Source organism: Azonexus hydrophilus (genome assembly GCF_001956855.1).
GTDB lineage: Bacteria > Pseudomonadota > Gammaproteobacteria > Burkholderiales > Rhodocyclaceae > Azonexus > Azonexus hydrophilus_A.
The window spans coordinates 133,299-153,398 of record NZ_MTHD01000006.1; the positions used below are offsets into that span (position 1 = coordinate 133,299).

Here is a 20,100-nt window from a genome sequence, read left to right on the forward strand (position 1 = left end):
GATGAACAGGCTGCCGGATTTTCTGCACGGAATACGCGGCAAGCTGATCGCCATCTTCGTCCTGATCAAGGTCGTGCCGCTGTTGCTGCTGGCGTGGTTCGCCTGGCACACCGCCCAGCTGCTTGGCGAGGATGTCTCCGTCAAGGCCGGCAACATGGCCGACACTTCGTTGCAGACCATCCAGGAAATCGGCAAGACAGTTACCGACGATTCGATCCGCGCCCTCGACGAGCGGTCACGCGAAGCCATCGAGATGCTGACCACCGATGCCGCGCGCAATATCGCCGATTTTCTCTACGCCCGCGATGCGGACATACTCCAGGCGGCAGCCACCGAACCTTCCGAAGCCGCTTTCCGGCGCTTCCTCGAACAGCGCAAACGCACGCTGTATCAACACGGCCCCTGGCAACTGGCGCCCGACGGCAAATCCTGGGAACCGGTCTCGCCGCCATCGCGGGAAGCCAGGGTGACGCGCCCTGTCCTGCCCGACAACGCCCGGGACTTCAACGTCCGCCCCCCCGAATATTTCGGCGAGCCCGAGCAGCGTCCGCTGTTCGTCGAAATGACCTACATCGATCTGGCCGGTAACGAGAAGATCAAGGTCACAACCGGCAACCTGACCGAAAAATCGCTGAAAAACGTTGTTGACCGCAAAAATACGTTCGTCCGTGCCGAAACCTACTTCCCCGAGTTGCAAAAACTCAAGGCCGGCGAAATCCACGTTTCCGAGGTGATCGGCGCCTACGTGCCGACCGACCTGATCGGCCCCTACCTGCCCGAGCGGCTGGAAAAGATCGGCACCCCCTTCGCCCCTGAAAAATCCGCCTACGCCGGCACCGAAAACCCCGTTGGCAAGCGTTTTCGCGGCATCGTCCGCTGGGCCACGCCGGTACTCCGCGACGGCCGGGTCAGCGGCTACGTGACACTGGCGCTCGACCACGACCACATCCGTCAGTTCACCGACCGTCTGATGCCCACGGCCGAGCGCTACACGCCGATCATCGACGCCATCAAGGGCAATTACGCCTTCATCTGGGATCACAAGAGCCGCTCGATCGCCCATCCCCGCGACTACATGATCGTCGGCTACGATCCGGAAACCGGCCATCCGGCAACGCCCTGGCTGGACAGCGAGCTGTACGCCGAATGGCAGGCCAGCGGCCAGCCTTCACATGAATTCCTGGCCACCATCCCGCCCTTTCGCGACCAGCGCCTGACGCGCAAACCCGCCGGCGAACAGGTCAAGGCGCGCACACTCGGGCTCGATTGCCGCTACCTGAACTTCTCGCCGCAATGCGACGGCTGGAACGCCCTGACCGAGCACGGCGGCTCCGGTTCCTTCGTCATCTTCTTCTCCGGCCTGTGGAAGCTCACCACCGCCGCTGCCATTCCCTACTACACCGGTCAGTACGGGAAATCACCGCAAGGCTTCGGCTTCGTCACGATCGGCGCCAACGTCGATGATTTCCACAAGGCCGCGAGCGAAACCGCAGTCAAGATCAACACGCTGATCGGCGAGAAGGACAAACAGTTCAAGGCCCAGCGCAGCGATCTGCTGGACGGCATCGAGCAGAGCCTGCGGACCACCGCCATCGGCCTGTGGGGATCGACGCTGCTGATGGTCGTTCTGGTCATTTTCATCGCGATCTGGATGGCCAATCTGCTGACCGGCCGCATCACGTCGATGATTGCAGGGATTCGCGCCTTCCGCGACGGCGATCTCGGGCACCGGCTGGATGCCAGCGCCACCGACGAAATGGGAGAAATGGCGCGCTCCTTCAATGGCATGGCGGACTCCGTCGAGGAATCATTCAAACGCCTGGAGGAAGCCCGCCAGAAGGCGGAAGAGGCCAGCCGGGCAAAATCTGCCTTCCTGGCGACCGTGTCGCATGAACTGCGCACGCCGCTGAACGGCATCCTGGGTTTTGCCGACCTGCTGCGCACCGACCTGAACAACCCCGACCATCTCGAATACGCCAGAATCATCCACCAGAGTGGCGAACACCTGCTCAGTCTGGTCAGCGAGATTCTCGATCTGGCCAAAATCGAAGCTGGCGAAATGCAGTTCCAGCGCGGCGACATTCCGCTGCACAGCTTTCTGGAAAGCTGCCTGTCCACCTACGGCAGCAGCGCCAGCGCCAAAGGCCTGAACCTGTCGCTGCAGCTGGCTGGCGACCTGCCGGAATACCTGCAGGGCGACCCGACCCGCCTGCGCCAGATCATCAACAACCTGCTCAACAACGCCATCAAATTTACCGACGAGGGGGCAGTGATCCTGGCCGCCCGCGTCGATCACGACCACATCGCCATTTCCGTTTCGGACACGGGACCGGGCATTGCCGCCGAACATCACGCCGTGATCTTCGAAAAATTCAAGCAACTGGAAAACTTCCTGACGCGTGAACACGGCGGCACCGGACTTGGCCTGGCGCTGGTCAGACAACTCGCCGAACACATGGGCGGTTACGTCACCGTCGAATCCGAGCCCGGTGCCGGCGCCTGTTTCACCGTATTCCTGCCGAAAAAAGAAATCAATGACTGAGCGCCTCGCCTTGATCGTCGATGATCACCCCACCAACCGTCTGATCGCCGTTGCCTTGCTGCGCAAACTGGGTTGGCAGACGCACGAGGCCGATTCGGGTGCCGGAGCCCTGGAACTTGCCGGTCGCCACGCGTTCCGTCTGGTCCTGCTCGACATCAGCATGCCCGGACTGACCGGCGAGGAAACCTGCAAGGCGCTGCGCGAACAGGTGCATGGCAACGCGTTGCGGATCATCGCCTATACCGCCCACGCCTTTCCTGAAGAACGCACCCGTTTTCTCGCCGCCGGTTTCGATGACATCCTGGTCAAGCCGATCAACAGGGAACGCCTCGAAGCCCTGATCGAAAATATCTGAGCGCCCCCTAAGCGGAATCGGCCATGGGCAGTCGGACTGAACATCACAAATTCTTCGACATCGCCACGCCCCCTTCACGGGTATAATCATGCCCCATGTCTGAAATCAATACCTTAGCTGGCGAGAACGCCATCATCATCGCTGCCGACGCAGTGCCCGAAATCACCTTTGCCGACCTCGGCCTGGCGCCGGAGCTCCTGCGCGCAGTGCTCGACGAGGGCTACACCAAGCCGACGCCGATCCAGGCCCAGGCCATTCCGCTGGTCATCAGCGGCAAGGACATCATGGGCGGCGCCCAGACCGGCACCGGCAAGACGGCTGCGTTCACGCTGCCCATCCTGCAGCGCATCCTGCCCTTTGCCTCCAGCAGCCCGTCACCCGCCAAGCATCCGGTGCGCGCGCTGATCCTCGCGCCGACCCGCGAACTGGCCATGCAGGTCTACGAGTCGGTCAAGACCTACAGCAAGCACACGCCGATCCGCGCCATGTGCGCCTTCGGCGGCGTCGATATCCGGCCGCAGATCGCCGAACTGAAAAAAGGCGTCGAAATCCTCGTCGCCACGCCCGGTCGACTGCTCGATCACGTTGAAAACAAGAGCGTCAGCTTCAATTCCGTCCAGGCCCTGGTCCTCGACGAAGCCGACCGCATGCTCGACATGGGTTTTGTCCCGGACGTCACCCGCATTCTCAACATGCTGCCGGCGCAGCGCCAGAGCCTGCTGTTCTCGGCCACCTTCTCGGAAGAAATCAAGCGGCTGGCTGACACCATGCTGAAGTCGCCGATCCTGATCGAAGTAGCCCGCCGCAACCAGGTCTCCGACACCATCACCCACCGCGTCCATCCGGTATCCGAATACGGCAAGCGCGGCCTGCTGACCAAGCTGCTGAAATCCGGCGAAATCCGCCAGTGCATCGTCTTCTGTCGCACCAAGCAGGGTTGCTCGCGCCTGACCCGCGAACTGCAGCGCGCCGGCATCAAGGCCGATGCGATTCATGGCGACAAGAGCCAGCTGGAGCGTATCAAGGCGCTCGAAGCCTTCAAGGGCGGCGAAACCGACGCGCTGATCGCCACTGATGTCGCGGCGCGCGGTCTGGATGTCGATGACCTGCCCTACGTCATCAATTACGAACTGCCGCACACCCCGGAAGACTACGTGCACCGGATTGGCCGTACCGGCCGCGCCGGCAAGTCCGGCAACGCCATCTCGCTGGTCAGTGCCCACGAAGTTGGCTATCTCGTCGATATCGAAAAGCTGATCAAACGGCCGATCGAGCAGGTTGAAGTCGCTGGTTTCGAACCGGAGCCGGAATACGAATATCCCCCGGGCAACAAGAAGAAGCGCGCAGCCCCGCCGGCCAAGGCGCCGGTGGCCAGCCGGCCGGAGCGCAGCGAACGCAGTGATCGGCACGAACGACCGGAACGCAGCGACCGCCGGCCGGCCCGGCGCAATCCGATGATTGCCGCCGACGGCTTCGATTTCAGCAAGCCTTACGAAGAAACGACGCCGCGCGGGGAAGTGCCGGATTCGCCAAACGCCCCGGCCAAGGCCGATCCGCACAAGCCGAAGCGGGTCGTTGCCGCCCTGCTTGGCGGCATCGGTCGCAAGCACTGAGCGACATCCGCCACAACAGAAACGGCCGCTGCAAAGCGGCCGTTTTACATTCGCCTGCCGGAACTCGGCACGAAGCCGGCGGGTGGCCTGGCCTTGGGGACTTCAATCTCAAGCAGGCGGATCACCGCCAGCGACAGGTTGTCGCCAGTGCCGCCAGCGCGCTGGCGCGCCAGGTCGATGATTTTCTCGCAAGCCGTGCGCGCCGAATTGGCCGCCAGCAACTCCCCCATCTCGGCCTCGTCAAAATAGGCCCAGACGCCATCCGAGCACAACATGAAGCTGTCTCCTGCCTGCAGATCAACCGTATCGGCGAAGTCGAACCGTGGTTCATCCTGACCGCCCAGCGAAGTCATCAGGACATTGCGGTTGGGATGGGTCAATGCCTGCTCGGGCGTGATCTTGCCGACGGCGACAAGATGTTCGACAAATGAATGGTCGACCGTACGGCCCAGCAGTTTGTTGCCACGAAAACGGTAGAGCCGGCTGTCGCCACAATGCCCCCAGGTTACCCGGCCCGGCTGCAGCAGCAGCATGACAGCAGTGCTGTGCGGGTCCTTTTCGTTCATGAACCGCGATGCCTTGATCATCGTATGCGCCTCGCGCATGCTGTTTTCCAGCAGCCAGCGCGCACTTTCTTCCGTCGGCGAAAAATGATCGAGGTTGTTCTTCGAGGTGTGAATCACCTGCTCTGCTGCCAGCGCACCGCCGGTGTGTCCGCCCATGCCGTCGGCCACGACAGCCAGCGCCACACCACGTTTGCGCGCGTGCGGCAGGATCGCGACACGATCCTGTTGCTCCTTGCGATCCCCCTGATGCTGAGCCGCGCACGCATCGACTGCTATCGGCATTGACTCTCCCCCTGAGCGGAAAAGGTTATCACGAAAGCTGCCACCGCCTACAGTCCGGCGGCACAACCAAAGCGCTCGAGAATGATGTCAACGAACTCGGGAAGCGCCTCGTCGCTGAGGCCCAGCTCGGGCAGGACGACCGCCTTCACTTCGTCCCATTCGGGGTTCGGAACGCGCTGTTCACGGGCATGAATATCGATGGCCAGCAGCAGGATGGCGACCATGCTGCGTGACTCGTGATCGCCCAGTTCGGCCACCGCATGCTGATGGCGGATCGCATCGCAAATGAAACCAGGCAAGCACCAGTGACGTGCCACCAGATAGCCGACGACGGCGTGATCGGTATTGAACTTGCGATCCTCCTCGCGCCAGTCGGTCCATCGGCCGGGCGTACCCAAACGCAGTTCATGGCAATAACTGGGAAAACGCTGGAGCAGCAAGGGTACGCCGCAGGCATGAAAGATTCCGGTCAGATAGGCCTGATCGGGAAACAGGTTGCAAACCGCAATACGCTCATCGGCAATCAGCATGGCCAGTTCACCAACGGCCTGCGAGCGCGCCCAGAACGCCTCGTAGACACGATGATTCTTGCGCAGGCCAACGGCACTGCTGAGCGCGATGGCCTGGACCAGATGGTAGGTCTGCTGGACACCGACTGCATGCAGTATCTGCTCGACCGAATCGAAAGGCTGATGCTTGCGATAGGCGGCATTGCCAACCACTTTGAACAGCATCGCCGTCAGCCCCGGATCCTGATTGATCGTCCGCGCCAGCGGACGCACATCGAGTTCCTGACGCGCCATCAGCTTGCGCAATGCCTCCAGCACGCGCGGCTGAGCCGGGATCTTCACCCCGCCATCAAGCACCCGACGAACGCGCTCTGCATCTTCCTTGCCCAGCGTCTGGGTAATTTCCTTTATCGAAGAGCCGGCGCTCATGTCAAAGCCTCGTCAATCAATTCTATCCAGTGGCGAACCGGCGTCATGCCGCCCGCCTGCAAATGCGTCAGGCAGCCAATATTGGCCGTGGCGATCAATGCCGGGCCGCCGGCATTGAGGGCGGTGAGCTTGTTGATGCGCAGCTTTTCCGCCAATTCCGGCTGCAACACCGAGTAGGTTCCGGCCGAACCACAGCACAGATGCCCGTCGGCAACCGGCGTCAGAACGTAGCCGGCTGCTGCCAGCAGGCTTTCGATGATGCCACGAATCTGCAGCCCGTGCTGCAGCGTGCACGGCGAATGGAAAGCCAGCTTGCCGCGCGGACTGGCCGGCAGCAGGGCCCGCAGGCGCTCGCCCTCGGCAGCGACGATTTCCGACGGATCGCGACACAGGGCACTGATTTTTGCTGCTTTTCCGGCGTAGACCGCATCATCGGCCAGCAGACGGGCGTAATCCCGGACCTGCACCCCGCAGCCCGAGGCGGTGACGACGATGGCCTCGACACCGCCTTCCACATGCGGCCACCATGCGTCGATATTGCGGCGCATGTCGTCCTTCGCCCGCGCCTGATCGTTCAGGTGAAAACGCACGGCGCCGCAACAACCGGCTTTCACTTCCTCGAACAACTCGATGCCCAGACGGTCGAGAACACGCGCCGTCGCGGCATTGATGTTCGGCGCCAGCGTCGGCTGCACACAGCCGGCGAGCGTCAGCATGCGGCGGCTGTGGCCTTGTTTCACCGGCCATGGCCGGCCGGTCTCCGGCAACGGCGGCAGTTTGTCGGCCAGGCTGCTCGGCAACAGCGGCTTGAGCGCCCGCCCGATCTTCACCGCCGGCGCGAACAGCGCCGGATTGGGCAGCACGGTTTTCAGCAAGGTGCGCGGCAGCGATTCGCGCAGCGGCCTTTTCAGCTTCGCTTCCACCACCTGACGGCCGACGTCGAGCAACTGGCTGTACTTGACCCCGGACGGGCAGGTCGTTTCGCAGGAACGGCAGGTCAGGCAACGGTCGAGGTGGCTGCGCGTCTTCTCGGTGACTTCACGCCCTTCCAGCACCTGTTTGATCAGGTAGATGCGCCCGCGCGGCCCGTCGAGTTCGTCGCCAAGCAACTGGTAGGTCGGACAGGTGGCGGTACAGAAACCGCAATGCACGCACTTGCGCAGGATCTCGCCGGCAATCCGGCCGGCGTGGGTGTCGCGAATGAAATCGGCAAGTTGGGTATCCATCAGAACTCCGCGTACAACCGACCGGGATTGAGGATGCCCTGCGGGTCGAAAGCCTTCTTCAGGCGCCGATGCAAGGCCAGCAGTGGCGGCGGCAACGGCGCAAAAGCGCCCTCCAGGCAGCGCAGCGATTCCGGTGCCCGGTACAGCACGGCATGACCGCCGGCCGCGGCAGCCGCGGCGCGCATGACCGCCGGCTCGACCTCGCTGCCGTACCAGCGCAGGGCACCGCCCCACTCGCTGGCGCGCAGCCCGGGCACGGCCAGCGGTGCCGCGGTGGATGGCAGCGCTAGGCGCCACAGCGACTGTCCGGCGTAGGCCGGATGGCTCTGTTCGCGGACCGAAACCCACCATTTTCCGGCGTCGACCGCAACATTCCCGCCCAGCCTGCGGCACGCCGCATCGACCGCTGCTGCGGCGCCGGACAGCCGCAGCCACAAGCGCTGCTCATGCCAGAACGACGCCGATACCGGCAAGGGCTGGCCGCCCCAGGTATTCAGCCGACGGATGGCTTCCGCTTCGTCGCAGGCGAATTCCAACGTCGTCTCGGCAACCGGCTGCGGCAGGACCTTCAGCGTTGCCTCGGCGATCACGCCGAGCGTGCCCAGGCTGCCGGCGATCAGTCGCGAGACATCGTAGCCGGCGACGTTCTTCATCACCTGGCCGCCGAAATTCAGCACCTGGCCGCTGCCGTCGACCAGCTTCACGCCGAGAACGAAATCGCGCACCGCGCCGGCCTGCATCCGGCGCGGGCCGGACAGCCCGGCGGCGAGACAGCCGCCCAGGGTGGCACCGGAAAAACGCGGCGGCTCAAAGGCCAGCATCTGTCCGTTGGCGGCCAGTTCAGCCTCGATCTCGGCCAGCGACGTGCCGCACCTGGCGGTGAGGTAGAGCTCGGTCGGTTCATAGGCAACGATGCCGCGATGGCCGGCCAGATCGAGCACCTCGCCCGACAGCAGCCCACCGTAGAAGTCCTTGCTGCCATGGCCGCGCAGGCGCAGCGACGTGCGCGTGTCGTGCGCGGTGCGAACGGCCGCGACGATATCGTCCAGCGTCATCAGAAGCGCTCCAGTTCGGGAAATTTCAGTTCGCCGCGATGCACGCGCATGCGCCCGTACTCGGCGCAGCGGTGCAGGCTGGGCACCGCCTTTTCCGGGTTGAGCAGGCGCTTTTCGTCAAACGCCGCCTTGACGCGGTGGAAGGCTTCCAACTCCGGCGTCGCGTACTGCACGCACATCTGATTGATCTTCTCGATGCCGACGCCGTGCTCGCCGGTGATCGAACCGCCGAGCGCCACCGACAGTTCCAGAATGTCGGCACCGAAGGCCTCGGCCCGTTCCCATTCGCCGGGCAGCGAAGCGTCGTACATGATCAGCGGATGCAGGTTGCCGTCGCCAGCGTGGAAGACATTGGCGCAGCGCAGGCCGTATTTCTGCTCCATGGCGGCGATGGCGGCGAGCATTTCGGCCAGGCGCTTGCGCGGAATGGTGCCGTCCATGCAGTAGTAATCCGGCGTGATCCGCCCGACCGCCGGAAACGCCGCCTTGCGCCCGGCCCAGAAACGCAGGCGCTCGGCTTCGGATTGCGAGACGCGCAGGTCGTGTGCGCCGCTTGCGGTCAACACCGCCATGACGCGGGAAATCTCCTCGGCCACCTCTTCCGGCGTGCCGTCGGATTCGCACAGCAGGATGGCCGCCGCATCGAGGTCGTAGCCGGCCTTGACGAAGGGTTCGACAGCGGCGGCCGCAGCCTTGTCCATCATTTCCAGCCCGGCCGGGATGATGCCGGCGGCGATGATCGCGGCAACCGCGTCGCCGGCCCTGGCGACATCATGGAACGAAGCCATCACCACCTGCGCCAGTTCCGGTTTCGGCACCAGCTTCACCGTCACCTCGGTGACCACGCCAAGCAAGCCTTCTGAACCGATCAGCAGCGCCAGCAGGTCGTATCCGGGCGCATCCGGTGCGCCGCCGCCGATCTCGAATATCTCGCCTTCGATCGAAACGACGCGCAGACGCAGCACGTTATGCACGGTCAGCCCGTATTTCAGACAATGCACGCCGCCCGAATTCTCGGCAACGTTGCCGCCGATCGTGCAGGCGATCTGCGAAGACGGATCGGGCGCGTAATAAAGGCCATACGGCGCGGCAGCCTCGGACACGGCGAGGTTGCGCACGCCGGGCTGGACGGCAGCAGTGCGACTGTCGCGGTCGACGCGCAATATCTTGTTGAAACGCGCCAGCGACAACACCACGCCCTCGGCATGCGGCATCGCGCCGCCGGACAGGCCGGTGCCGGCGCCACGGGCGACCACCGGCACGCCAAGCTGGTGGCAGGTGCGCAGCACGTCGATCACCTGGCCTTCGCTTTCCGGCAGGCAGACGGCCAGCGGCATGGCGCGGTAGGCGGTGAGGCCGTCGCATTCGTAGGGCCGCAAATCCTCGTCCTCGACCAGCAGGCAATGCGCCGGCAGGATCATTTTCAGGCGACGGACCAGCGTGGCACGATCAGTTACGAAAGAAGATTCAGGTCTGCTCATGGGGTGATTTTAAACCGCGACACGAAGCGCAGCCATGCGGGAAAGCCACCATGTTCACACAGAAATTTACCCGCCCCCTGGCAGCCTCCCTTCTATAATTGGAAGCAAAGGAGCAATCTCCCATGACCGACTGGAAGACGCCAGACAACCGGCGCCTGCTGGAGCGCCTGCTGCATGAACTCGATGCACGCATCAGCAGCAACCCGCCAGACGAGATCTTTGCCATCGAAAGCACCAACGTCGCCTGGCCGAGCATCAAGGACTGCCTGCTGGAAACCCTGGATAGCGGCGACGAGACACGCTGCGAGGCGATGATCCGGCAACTTGCCGGCAGCGATACCCCGTTCATGCTGTTCGCTCACCAGTTCGGTGTATTGCGCAATCTGGTCCTCAAGCTGGCACTCGAAGGCGGCGCCATCGGCGACGCGCAGCGCGTCATGACGATGTTCGAGGAAATGGAAGAAGGCTTCGCCGCCATCTACCTGCGTGTTTTCCTGAACCGTCTGGGCACGCGCAACCATCTGCGTCTGACCCACATTCGCGCGCTCAACGACAAGAACATCCTCAGCTACTTCGAAAGCCATCTCGAATGGATGGCCAGTCTGGTCGAAGCGGTGCGCACGCGCGACCTGCTGCAGATGCCCGAACTCGACCCGACCCGCTGCCAGTTCGGCAGCTGACTGAACGAAGAGGGCGCGCGCCTGATCCGCGACCGCAGCCATATCGCCCAGATCCGCGAGTTGCACGAAGCCATGCACCACGTGGTGGTCGAGGTTGGCGGCATCATGAATCACCAGCGCGCCAGCGGTCCGGTCTATGCGCTGCTGAAGAAGGCCGAGACCTACTCGCTGGAACTCGGACACGAGATTTCGCTGCTCAACAGCATCGTCATCATGAGCGTGTACAGCAAGGACCCGCTGACCGGCTTCCTCAACCGACGCTTCCTCGACCGCGTGCTGATCACCCAGATGGAACTGGCCAAGGCTACTGAATCGCCGTTCAGCGTCATCATGTTCGATCTCGATCACTTCAAGGACCTGAACGACCAGTACGGCCACCAGGTCGACGATCAGGCGCTCGAACACATCGCCGGCATCGTCCGCGAAACGCTGCGCCAGTCCGACCTGATCTTCCGCTACGGCGGCGAGGAATTCCTGCTGGTTTCACCGTCGACCAGCCTGGCCCAGGGCCGCAGCCTCGCCGAGAAGCTGCGCGAGCGCATCGCCAGCAATCCGCTCCCGCACCAGCCGGCGCTGGCGATGAGCGCCAGTTTCGGGGTCACCGAGGTGTCGCCGGAATCCTACGAAGTGGTCGACACGCGCCTGGTCCACGACGTCATTGCCGCCTGTGACGGCAAGCTCTACGCGGCCAAGCACAGCGGCCGCAACCGGGTCGTCTAGACGATCAGGATCGCCCGGAAGTCATTGACGTTGGTCCGCGTCGGCCCGGTGACCAGCAGGTCGCCGAGGCTGGCGAAGAACCCCCAGGCATCGTTGCCGGCCAGCGCGGCCCGCGCATCCAGGCCGAGCGTGCGCGCCCGGGCCAGCGTCTCCGGACCGGTGAAGGCGCCGGCGTTGTCCTCGGTACCGTCGATACCGTCGCTATCCGCAGCCAGCGCATGGACACCCGGCATGCCCTCAAGCGCCAGCGTCAGGCCAAGCAGGAACTCGCTATTTCGCCCGCCACGACCGGCAGCGTTGCGTACGCTGACCGTCGTCTCGCCACCGGACAACAGCACACAGGGCTTTTTGCCGGGAAAACCGTGTCGACCGCAGGATTTTGCCATCCCGGCCAGCACCTTGCCGACCTCGCTCGCCTCGCCTTCAATGGCGTCGCCGAGGATCAGTGGCTCGACCCCGAGCCGGCGCGCTTCCAGAGCCGCCGCTTCGAGCATCTGCCGTGGCGAGGCGATCAGCCGGAAAGCGGATTGCGCCAGCCGCGGATCGCCGGGCTTGGGCGTTTCCAGCTCGCCGGCGAGCAAGCGGGCACGCAGGGCAGCGGCGACAGGAATCCGGTAATGATCCAGCACCTGCAGCGCCTGCGCCGCCGTGCTCGGATCGGCCACGGTCGGTCCGGAAGCGATCACCGCCGGGTCGTCGCCGGGCACGTCGGAAATGGCCAGCGTCAGCACCGGTGCCGGCCAGGCAGCAATGGCCAGACGCCCGCCCTTGATTGCCGACAGATGCTTGCGCACGCAGTTGATCTCGCCGATGGCCGCCCCCGAGGCGAGCAGGGCCGCGGTCAGCGCCCGCTTTTCCGCCAGCGTGACGGCGGCGGCCGGCGCCGCCAGCAGCGCCGAGCCGCCACCGGAAATCAGCGCCAGCACGCGGTCTGCTGCGGTCAACCCGGTCAGCAGCGACAAAATGCGCAGGGCAGCCGCTTCACCGACGGCATCGGGCACCGGGTGCGCCGCTTCGACGATCTCGATGCGCGCGCAAGGCACGCCATGCCCGTAACGGGTCACCACCAGCCCGCCGAGCGGCCCGGACCAATGATCTTCAACGGCCCTGGCCATAGCCGCCGAGGCCTTGCCGGCGCCAACGACGATCAGCCGCCCACCCGGCCCGGGCGGATCGAGCTCGGCCAGCGCCGCCGGTACGCAACGCGCCGGGTCGGCCACCGCAATGCCGGCGGCAAACAGCCGCTGCAGAAAATCACGCGGATTGATCATCGCCGCAGCCAGCCCAGACCGGCCTCGGTCGTCGTCTGCGGCTTGTACTCGCAGCCGACCCAGCCGGTATAGCCGAGCCGGTCGAGCAGTTCGAACAGGAACGGATAATGGATCTCGCCGCTGCCCGGTTCGTGCCGGCCGGGATTGTCGGCGATCTGGACGTGGCCGATGTCGCCGATATTGGCTTCGATGGTGCGTGCCAGATCGCCCTGGATGATCTGCGCGTGATAAAGATCGAGCTGCAGTTTCACATTGCTGCGGTCGACGGCCTGCAACAGGCGAAAACCCTTGCCGACATCGTCCAGCCAGTAGCCGGGCATGTCGATCCGGCTGTTGATCGGCTCGATCATCACCGTGGCGCCGATGGTCGCGAAACGGTCGGCGGCATGGCGCAGGTTGGCAACGAATGTCGTCTCCAGCATCGCTTCGTCGCAACCGGCCGGACGCAGGCCGGCCAGGCAATGCACGCGCTCGCAATCGAGCACCATCGCGTAATCCAGGGCCTGTTCGACACTCTCGGCGAATTCGCCCTGCCGCTGCGGCAGACAGGCCAGGCCGCGCTCGCCGGCCGCCCAGTCGCCGGGCGGCAGGTTGAACAGCACCTGCTCGACATCGGCCGACTGCAGCCACTGCGCCACCTCGTGCGCCGGCCAGTCGTAGGGAAACAGATACTCGACCCCGGTGAAGCCGGCAGCAGCCGCCCGCGCGAAACGCTCGGGAAACGGAACCTCGGTGAACAAAAAACTCAGGTTGGCGGCGAACTTTGGCATGACAGCGACGGTCTGTGTGCGAGCCGGAAAGTATAATTCCCAGACAACAAAGGAGAAGGCATCTTGAACAGCGAAAATCAACAAAACAACGAACAAGGCAACGACACTGAGCGCAAAGGCAACCGTCTGTCGAAAATCGTCACCCGTACCGGCGATGCCGGCACCACCGGGCTCGGCGATGGCAGCCGGACAACCAAGGACAGCCTGCGCATAACCGCCATCGGCGAAGTCGACGAACTGAACTCCAGCCTCGGCCTGCTGCTGTGCGAGGATCTGCCGGAAGCCGTGCGCGCTGCGCTGCTCGATATCCAGCACGACCTGTTCGACCTCGGCGGCGAACTGTGCCTGCCCGGCATGGAAGTCATGAAGCAGGCGCAGGTTGCCCGGCTGGAAGAACTGGCCGAGGAATTCAACCGCGAACTGCCGATGCTCAAGGAATTCATCCTGCCCGGCGGCACCCGCCCGGCCGCCATCACCCACCTGTGCCGCACCATCTGCCGCCGCGCCGAGCGCGCGATGGTCGCCCTGCACCACGCCGAAGCCCTGTCCGAGCCGGCCCGCCGCTACATCAACCGGCTGTCCGACCTGCTGTTCATCCTCGGGCGCAGCCTCAATCGTGCCGGCGGTCGCGGCGACGTTCTCTGGCAAAAAGGCAAGAATGCGGATTGATGCTTGCTCCCGGTGATGCCGCGGCAGGATAATCAGGCATAACCCTCAGGCAGCAACCGTGTACCGCGTCGTCACCAAATATCGCAATGGCTCCTCGCACCCCGTCGTCGAACGCGGTCCCTGGCACACGTCCAGGGAAACCGCCGAGGACTGGGCGGATTCCCTGCGCATGCATGGTTACATCGTCTTCATCGAGACCCAGAACGGACTGATCGACGGCGGAATGGGCGGCGGCGGCGGTGGCGACGACAACGCCGACCTGCTGGCCGCACTGTCGAGCATGGCCTGACCCAGCCCTAAGCCTGCGTCCGTGTCACTGCCTTGCGGAAGCGCAACAGCGCGATGTTGAAGAAAACCGCGCCGACTGCGGTCATTGCCAGCAGGTCCTGCCAGACAACATCGAGGCCGGCACCGCGGTAAAGGATGCCCTGGGCCAGGCGGACAAAATAAGTGGTTGGCGCCGCCAGCATGATGTTCTGGACGATCTGCGGCATGCTTTCGCGCGGCGTGACACCGCCGGAGAGCAGCATCAGCGGCAGGATGGTCAGGATGATCAGCAGCCCCAACTGCGGCATCGAGCGCGCCAGCGTGCCGAGAAAGATCCCGATCGACGCGGCAGCGAACAGGTAGATCACCGCAGCGAAGAGGAACAGCGGCAGCGATCCGGCAATCGGCACCTTCAGTACCCATTGCACCATCACGGTCAGCGCGAAACAGACACCAACCAGTACCGCCAGCCCGTTGGCCCATATCTTGGCCATCATGATCTCGAATGGCGTCAGCGGCATCACCAGCAGGTGCTCGATGGTGCCGTGCTCGCGCTCGCGGATGAAGGCCGCGCCGACCAGGATGATGGTCAGCATGGTGATGTTGTTGATCACTTCCATGACGCCGCCGAACCACACGCCGGTCAAATTGGGGTTGTAGCGCACGCGCGACACCAGACGGATCGGCGAGGCGCTGGTCGCGCGCGTGCCGGTCAGGTACTCGTTGACCTCGCCGAGCGTGATCTGCTTGATGTAGCTGGCGCCGATGAAGGCCTGGCTCATGATCGTCGCGTCGATGTTGAGCTGAATTTCCGGTTGCCGGCCGGCGAGCACGTCGTGCTGGAAATTGGCCGGGATGACCAGGGTGAAGCTGTAGGTGCCAAGGTCCATGCCGCGATCCAGTTCGGCCAGCGTGATCGGCTGCGGCTCGCGGAAGTACGGCGGGTAGAAGGCATCGACGATGCGCATCGACAATGGCGAGCGGTCCTCGTCGACCACCGCCACCGGTGCATTGTGCAGTTCCTGAGAACTGGCCGTTGCAGCTTCGTAGATCGCTCCCGAGAAGGCCCAGCAGATCAGCACCAGCAGGACCTTGTCAGCCCACAGGCTCTTCAGTTCCTTGAGGCCGAGACGGTAGATGTTGGCGATCGACATCTAGCGCTCCTGCTTTTTCAACAGGACGACCGACAGTATCGTCAGCACCGGGATGAAGGCGGCGAGCGCGAGGAAATGCGGCAGCAGGTCGGCAAAGCCGAGCGCCTTGGTGAAGATGCCGCGGCTGATGATCAGGAAATAGGTGGCCGGGAAGCACTGGCCGATCCAGTAGCCGGCACCTTCGAGCGCGCTGACCGGGCTGGTCAGCCCGGAAAAGCTGACGGTCGGCAGCATGCTGATGATCGCGGTGCCGAACAGCGCGGCGATCTGCGTGTTGGTGAAGGTGGACACCAGCAGCCCGAAGCCGGTGGTGACGATGACGTAGAGCAACGCGGCGACGCACAGCGCGGGCAGGCTGCCCTTGACCGGCACGTCGAACACCAGTTGGGCCTGGACGAGCAGCAGCAGGAAACTGATCATGGCGACGACGATGTAGGGCAACTGCTTGCCGAGCAGGAATTCCAGTCGCGTCACCGGCGTCACGTAGAGGTTGGTGATCGAGCCGAGTTCCTTTTCGCGCACCACGCCAAGCGCCATCAGGATGGCCGGAATGAAGATCAGCAGTAGCGGAATCACCGCCGGCACCATCGCGTAGATGCTCTTGACGTCCTGGTTGTAGCGGTAGCGCGAGACGATGTTGACCGGGTAGGCGCTGCTCGTGCCAGTCGTTTCGCGGACCAACTGGTTGACGTAGTCGAGGTGCATGCCCTCGACGTAACCGCGCACCGTTTCGCCGCGATAGGGCATCGCGCCATCGACCAGGACACCGATTTCCGGCCAGTGCCCGCGCCGCAGGTCACGGCCGAAGCCGGCGGGAATATCGATGGCCAGCGCCAGTTCGCCACTGTTCATGCGTTGGTCGAGCGCGGCCGAATCGGTGATCGGCGCGCGCTCGATGAAATAGCGCGAACCGGCGATGTTCTGCACGTAGGCCCGGCTTTCCGGCGAACCGTCGCGGTCGAGCACGGCAAAGCGCAGGCCTTCGACATCCAGCGAAATACCGAAACCGAGCACGAACATCAGCAGCACCGAACCGATCAGCGCGAAGGCCAGACGCACCGGATCGCGGCGCAGTTCCAGCGATTCCCGGTAGGCGTAGCCAAGCAGCCGGCGCAGACTGAAAACGCCACCATTGTTACGGTCGACCGCGGTTTTTGCCGATTTTCCGGGGGCGACCGCAAGCATCGGCGGCGCGTCGGGGACCTCGTTGGCGCCGGTCGCTTCTTCCAGGTAATCGATGAATGCCGCTTCCAGCGTCGCCGCGCCGCGCTGCGCACACAACGCCGCCGGCGTGTCGCTGGCGAGGACGCGGCCGGCATGCATCAGCGAGATGCGGTCGCAGCGTTCGGCCTCGTTCATGAAGTGGGTCGAAATGAAGATGGTCACGCCCTGCCCGCGCGACAGTTCGACCAGCAACGACCAGAATTCGTCGCGCGCCACCGGGTCGACGCCGGAAGTCGGCTCGTCGAGGATCAGCAGCTTCGGTTCGTGCACCACCGCCACCGCCAGCGACAGACGCTGACGAATGCCCAGCGGTAGTTCGGCCGCCGCCTGATCGGCATAATCATCGAGCCCGAAACGCTTCATCAACTCGGCGATGCGCGGCCCGCGCCGGGCGTCCGGCAGATGGAACAGGCGGGCGTGAAGATCGAGGTTGGCGGCCACCGTCAGTTCGCCATACAGCGAGAACGACTGCGACATGTAGCCGACCTGCTTGCGCGTTGCCAGATCCTTCGCATCGACCACCTTGCCGAACAGCCGGGCCTCGCCCTCGGTCGGTGCCAGCAGGCCGGTCAGCATCTTCATCGTCGTCGTCTTGCCACAACCGTTGGAGCCGAGGAAACCGAATATCTCGCCAGCCTCGATACGGAAACTGACGCGGTCGACCGCCGTAAAATCACCAAAACGCTGCGACAGGCCCTCGGCCTCGATGGCCACACCGGCACCGTCGCCACGGCGCGGCGGGATGACCAGTTCGTGGTGCGCCCGCCGCCGTGCCTCGGGCAACAAGGCGATGAAAGCCGCATCGAGCGTCGCCTGCCCGGTCCGCTCCCGCAGTTCGGCTGGCGTGCCGGTGCCGATCAGCTTGCCGTCGTCCATCGCCGCCAGCCAGTCGAAACGCTCCGCCTCTTCCATGTAGGCGGTGGCCACCAGCACGCTCATGCCCGGCCGACGCGCCCGGATGCTGTCGATCAGTTCCCAGAACTGGCGCCGCGACAGCGGATCGACGCCGGTCGTCGGCTCGTCGAGGATGAGCAGGTCGGGATCGTGGATCAGCGCGCAGCACAGGCCGAGCTTCTGCTTCATGCCGCCCGAGAGCTTGGCCGCCGGGCGATCACGGAACGGTGACAGGCCGGTCGCCGCGAGCAGGTCGGCAATGCGTCCGGCACGCTCGTTTTTGTCCTGACCGAACAGTCGACCGAAGAAATCGACGTTCTCGAAAACCGACAGGGTTGGATACAGGTTCTTGCCCAGCCCCTGCGGCATGTAGGCAATGCGCGGTTGCACCGAGGCGCGGAAACGGCGCTCGCCGATGTCTCCCCCCAGCACCTCGACCTGCCCTTCCTGGATTTTCCGGGCACCGGAAACCAGCGCCAGCAGCGACGACTTGCCGACGCCATCCGGCCCGATCAGGCCGACCATGCAGCCGGCCGGCAGCGCGACATCGACCGCATCGAGCGCCGTCACCGCGCCGTAGCGCAGGCTGACGGCTGCCAGGCGGGCGACCGGCGGGCGGTCCATGATCCTTACTGCCCGTCGATCGCCAGCTTGGCCGGCCAGGCGACGCCAGGGTCGAGGCGGACCCAGGCGACACCGGGCATGCCACCCTTGGCCAGGTCGCGGTGCGCCGCCAGCCAGGCCGGATCAGCCTTGACCTTGATGCGGAACATCAGTTTCTCGCGCTCGCTGCGGGTTTCCACCTCGCGCGGCGTGAATTGCGCTTTCGGCGCAACGAAACTGACATGGGCCGGAATCACCTGCTCCGGCAAGGCATCGAGCACGATGCGCGCGGCACTGCCCAGCGCCACCCGCCCGGCTTGATCGGTCGGCAGGTAGATGGTCATCGACATGTCGGTCAGATCAAGCAGCGTCAACGCCTTGCCGCCAGCCGCCAGCACCTCGCCCGGCTCGGCCAGGCGGTAGAGGACACGGCCGGAAATCGGCGCCTTCAGTTCGCTGTCGGCCAGCGTCACCAGCAAGGCATCGCGCTTCGCCTCGGCAGCGGCGACGGCTGCATCGGCTTCGCCGATCCGCCCGCGCGCCTGGGCCACGCCGGCCATCGCGCCCTCCATGCCGGTCAGATCGGTATCCAGCTTGTTGCGGCTGATGAAGCCCTTGTTGACCAGTTCCTCGGAGCGCTTCAGGGTTTTGCCGGCCAGGCTGACATCGGATTTCGACTTGCGCATGCCGGCCTGCGTCTGCTCGACCGCCTTGCGCGCCTGCTCGACCTGCGCCTCGGCGGCCCTGACCTGGGCGCGCAGGTCGTCGGCATCGAGCCGGGCGACGACCGCACCGGCTGCCACCATATCGCCTTCGCGTGGCAGCACCTCACGCAGCCGACCGGCGATCTTGCTCGCTACGTCAACTTCGGTCGCCTCCAGCCGGCCATTCCCGGTCGCCAGCCCTGCGGGCAACTCGACTGCACGGTGCTGATAGAGATAAACAGCAATTGCTGCGGTCAACACCGCCAGCAGAAGAAAAATCAGGCTCTTGCCCAAACGGGACAGTTTCATGGCACACCTCTAATGACCAATGAGTCATTACCTGTCCTGATTATAGGCCGCCCGTCCAGGCAAGACCAGCCTCAATCCGGCTCACCAGGATCACGAAAGAAAAACAGCCACGCACCACCGATGGCGGCGAGCAGCGGCAGTTCGAACAGGAAGGGAAACTTCCAGGCGATGGCTACCGTCGTACCGACGAGAAAACAATAAAGAAGGAAACGCAAGCGGTGTATCCGGAAACGCCACGACCCACACTTCGGTTTTATCGAAGAATCATCTCTCTTCAAGACGATTCAAAGTGGCGAAAAATTGGGTAGGATGAGCCCTGCAGTTACCACAAAGGAGGCTCAGGAAATGAAGGTAAGCACTTCGATCAAGCAGGGCGCCCAGTATCTCTGCATCAAATTCGGCGATGTCGTGACAGCCATCGAACAAGTCGCGGTCGTCAAGGGACTTGCCATGTGGGAAGTCGAGCGCGCGATGGGTTCGGGTTCCAGGAAACGGCTGATCGTTCCCGCCCGCTCACTGATGCCGCTTCAGCCGGAAGCTGCCGGAGCCTGACCGCCGGCAGAGATGCGCACGCTGGCGGGTCCGGTGAGATTCGAACTCACGATGGGTTTCCCCACGCCGGTTTTCAAGACCGGTGCATTCAACCGCTCTGCCACAGACCCGTTTGCGGCGCGCATGATAACACAGCCCCCGGCTGCGATGGATGTCCTGTCCGGACCGCTTTGGGTTTGAAACTTATGACGGTCTCCGTTAGTCTTAGCCTCTGTTGAAACCACA

At 64.1% G+C, this 20,100-nt stretch carries 18 protein-coding genes and 1 tRNA gene; 7 read left to right on the forward strand and 12 right to left on the reverse strand.

Going from position 1 to position 20,100, the window contains the following annotated elements:
* Position 1: 1 nt before the first annotated feature.
* The 3 genes from BJN45_RS15950 to BJN45_RS15960 all read left to right on the forward strand — a co-directional run bounded on the left by BJN45_RS15950 (position 2) and on the right by BJN45_RS15960 (position 4,510).
* A complete protein-coding gene (locus BJN45_RS15950) occupies positions 2-2,542 on the forward strand; it encodes a sensor histidine kinase (RefSeq protein WP_076097047.1) in 2,541 nt (846 codons plus the stop codon).
* Positions 2,535-2,897 carry a response regulator gene (locus tag BJN45_RS15955; protein WP_076097049.1) on the forward strand — a complete coding sequence of 121 codons (363 nt, stop codon included), beginning with the start codon at positions 2,535-2,537 and terminating at the stop codon, positions 2,895-2,897. The genes BJN45_RS15950 and BJN45_RS15955 overlap by 8 nt, the downstream gene beginning before the upstream one ends.
* Before the next feature lie 161 nt (positions 2,898-3,058).
* Entirely contained in the window at positions 3,059-4,510 is a 1,452-nt protein-coding gene (locus BJN45_RS15960) for a DEAD/DEAH box helicase (protein ID WP_076097158.1), read from the forward strand.
* A 44-nt stretch (positions 4,511-4,554) separates the two neighbouring features.
* On the opposite strand, the gene BJN45_RS15965 is transcribed toward BJN45_RS15960, so the two are convergent.
* The 5 genes from BJN45_RS15965 to BJN45_RS15985 are packed head-to-tail and all read right to left on the reverse strand — an operon-like array spanning position 4,555 to position 10,058.
* Positions 4,555-5,358, reverse strand: a complete 804-nt coding sequence (locus BJN45_RS15965) for a PP2C family protein-serine/threonine phosphatase (protein ID WP_076097050.1) — start codon at positions 5,356-5,358, stop codon at positions 4,555-4,557.
* A 47-nt stretch (positions 5,359-5,405) separates the two neighbouring features.
* Complete coding sequence (locus BJN45_RS15970; RefSeq protein ID WP_076097052.1) at positions 5,406-6,296, reverse strand: HDOD domain-containing protein; 891 nt, start codon at positions 6,294-6,296, stop codon at positions 5,406-5,408.
* Complete coding sequence (gene glcF / locus BJN45_RS15975) at positions 6,293-7,522, reverse strand: glycolate oxidase subunit GlcF (RefSeq protein ID WP_076097054.1); 1,230 nt, start codon at positions 7,520-7,522, stop codon at positions 6,293-6,295. Before glcF ends, BJN45_RS15970 begins: the two co-directional genes overlap by 4 nt.
* Positions 7,522-8,577: a glycolate oxidase subunit GlcE gene (glcE, locus tag BJN45_RS15980; RefSeq protein WP_076097055.1), complete on the reverse strand. Its 1,056-nt coding sequence runs from the start codon at positions 8,575-8,577 to the stop codon at positions 7,522-7,524. The genes glcF and glcE overlap by 1 nt, the downstream gene beginning before the upstream one ends.
* Positions 8,577-10,058, reverse strand: a complete 1,482-nt coding sequence (locus tag BJN45_RS15985) for an FAD-linked oxidase C-terminal domain-containing protein (RefSeq protein ID WP_076097057.1) — start codon at positions 10,056-10,058, stop codon at positions 8,577-8,579. Before BJN45_RS15985 ends, glcE begins: the two co-directional genes overlap by 1 nt.
* Positions 10,059-10,180: 122 nt before the next feature.
* Between BJN45_RS15985 and BJN45_RS15990 the strand changes: the two genes are divergently transcribed.
* Positions 10,181-10,738: a CZB domain-containing protein gene (locus BJN45_RS15990; protein ID WP_076097058.1), complete on the forward strand. Its 558-nt coding sequence runs from the start codon at positions 10,181-10,183 to the stop codon at positions 10,736-10,738.
* Positions 10,739-10,798: 60 nt separating this feature from the next.
* Positions 10,799-11,458: a GGDEF domain-containing protein gene (locus BJN45_RS15995; RefSeq protein WP_076097060.1), complete on the forward strand. Its 660-nt coding sequence runs from the start codon at positions 10,799-10,801 to the stop codon at positions 11,456-11,458.
* Here the strand turns inward: BJN45_RS15995 and BJN45_RS16000 are convergent.
* The gene (locus BJN45_RS16000) at positions 11,455-12,729 is read right to left on the reverse strand and encodes a glycerate kinase type-2 family protein (RefSeq protein WP_076097062.1); all 1,275 of its coding nucleotides are present in this window, start codon (positions 12,727-12,729) and stop codon (positions 11,455-11,457) included. The genes BJN45_RS15995 and BJN45_RS16000 overlap by 4 nt on opposite strands.
* On the reverse strand, positions 12,726-13,499 hold the full coding sequence (hyi, locus tag BJN45_RS16005) for a hydroxypyruvate isomerase (RefSeq protein WP_076097064.1): 774 nt from the start codon (positions 13,497-13,499) through the stop codon (positions 12,726-12,728). The genes BJN45_RS16000 and hyi overlap by 4 nt, the downstream gene beginning before the upstream one ends.
* A gap of 63 nt (positions 13,500-13,562) precedes the next feature.
* Between hyi and BJN45_RS16010 the strand changes: the two genes are divergently transcribed.
* Complete coding sequence (locus BJN45_RS16010) at positions 13,563-14,168, forward strand: cob(I)yrinic acid a,c-diamide adenosyltransferase (RefSeq protein WP_076097065.1); 606 nt, start codon at positions 13,563-13,565, stop codon at positions 14,166-14,168.
* A gap of 296 nt (positions 14,169-14,464) precedes the next feature.
* Here BJN45_RS16010 and BJN45_RS16020 read toward each other — a convergent pair whose 3' ends face one another.
* The 4 genes from BJN45_RS16020 to BJN45_RS17800 form a co-directional block, all read right to left on the reverse strand.
* Positions 14,465-15,589, reverse strand: a complete 1,125-nt coding sequence (locus BJN45_RS16020; protein ID WP_076097070.1) for an ABC transporter permease — start codon at positions 15,587-15,589, stop codon at positions 14,465-14,467.
* Positions 15,590-18,331 (reverse strand): ribosome-associated ATPase/putative transporter RbbA, encoded by a 2,742-nt coding sequence (rbbA, locus tag BJN45_RS16025; RefSeq protein WP_076097072.1) that lies wholly within the window; start codon positions 18,329-18,331, stop codon positions 15,590-15,592.
* Between the two features lie 5 nt (positions 18,332-18,336).
* Positions 18,337-19,323 (reverse strand): HlyD family secretion protein, encoded by a 987-nt coding sequence (locus tag BJN45_RS16030; protein WP_076097073.1) that lies wholly within the window; start codon positions 19,321-19,323, stop codon positions 18,337-18,339.
* 71 nt (positions 19,324-19,394) lie between these two features.
* Positions 19,395-19,538 (reverse strand): hypothetical protein, encoded by a 144-nt coding sequence (locus BJN45_RS17800; protein ID WP_170873113.1) that lies wholly within the window; start codon positions 19,536-19,538, stop codon positions 19,395-19,397.
* Between the two features lie 130 nt (positions 19,539-19,668).
* On the opposite strand from BJN45_RS17800, the gene BJN45_RS16035 reads away from it, so the two are divergent.
* The gene (locus tag BJN45_RS16035; RefSeq protein WP_076097075.1) at positions 19,669-19,875 is read left to right on the forward strand and encodes a hypothetical protein; all 207 of its coding nucleotides are present in this window, start codon (positions 19,669-19,671) and stop codon (positions 19,873-19,875) included.
* Positions 19,876-19,897: 22 nt separating this feature from the next.
* Here the strand turns inward: BJN45_RS16035 and BJN45_RS16040 are convergent.
* Positions 19,898-19,985, reverse strand: a tRNA-Ser gene (locus tag BJN45_RS16040).
* Positions 19,986-20,100: the final 115 nt, after the last annotated feature.